The organism is Halorubrum sp. AJ67, from assembly GCF_000513435.1.
The window spans coordinates 16315-17615 of sequence record NZ_CBVY010000022.1 but is presented as its reverse complement, the minus strand read 5'-3'; positions in this window follow the sequence as shown (position 1 = coordinate 17615).

The following is a 1301-nucleotide window of genomic DNA, read 5'->3' as shown; positions in this document are numbered from 1 at the left end:
GTCGAGGCCCGGCGCGAGCGGGACGAGCGTCACGACCGCCTCGTGGCCGTCGGGCGCGACCGCCGGGTCCGTCCGCGACGGGACGTTCACGTACACCACCGGCTCGGTGTCGCCCGTCGGCCACGCGGGGTCGTCGAAGATCGCCTCGAAGTGCGGGTCCCAGTCCGTCGGGAGAGCGAGCGTGTGGTGTTCGAGATCTGGCAGCGACCCCTCGACGCCGAGGTACAGCAGGTGCGCGGCGGGGCCGTACGTCCGCGACTCCCAGTAGTCGCCGAGCCGCGGCACCGTCCCCTCGGGGAGCAGTTCGCGCTCGACGTGCGCCGGCGGCGCGTTGCAGACGACCCGGTCGTGGACGTACCGGTCGCCGCCGAGTTCGACGCCGATCCCCTCGTCGAGCGGCTCCAGTCCCGTCACCGAGACGCCCGTGTGAACGTCCGCGCCGGCGTCCTCGGCGACCGTCTCGACCGCCTCGACAACCTCGTACATCCCGCCCAGCGGGTAGTAGACGCCCAGCCCGTAGTCGACGTGGCTCATCAGCTGGTACAGCGCCGGCGTGTTGTGCGGCGACCCCCCGAGAAACACGAGGGTGTACTCCAGCAGCTGTCGCAGCTTCGGGTGGTCGACGTACGTCCGCACCTGCTCGTCGAGGCTGGAGAGCAGGTCGAGCTCTCGCCCCCCGGCGACGACGTCGAGCGAGAGGTAGTCGCGGAACCGCGACCGCCGGGAGCACGAACCGGTTCATCCCGGCGTCGTACGCCCGCTCCGCGTCGTCGAGGTACTCGCGGAAGGCGTCGCCCGCGCCCGGCTCGTACGACTCGAACAGGTCGGCGGCCGCCGCGGGGTCGGCGGGCACGTCGGCGCGGTCGCCGTCGTCCCAGAACACGCGATAGTGCGGGTCGAGGCGTTCGAGCTCGTAGAACTCCGCCGGCGACCGGTCGAAGTCCGCGAAGAACCGCTCGAACAGCTCCGGCAGCAGGTACCACGACGGCCCGGTGTCGAACCGGAACCCGTCGACTTCGAGCCGGCCGGCCACCCCGCCCACGCGCTCGGCGCGCTCGTACACCGTCACCTCCGCGCCGGCGGCCGAGAGGTACGCGGCCGCCGAGAGCCCGCCGATGCCGCCTCCGACCACCCCCACCGACTGCCCACGGAGCGCCTCGTCGCTCATGCGTGTGTTACGGGTTCGTCTCGTGTGAGTCGTTTCCAACTCTCGTCGGGACTTTATGAGGCCGTCCGTCGAGCCGCCCCGAGGCGTACTCGTTCGGCTCGCTTTTTTTCCGACTTCGGCCGTACGATCGAGG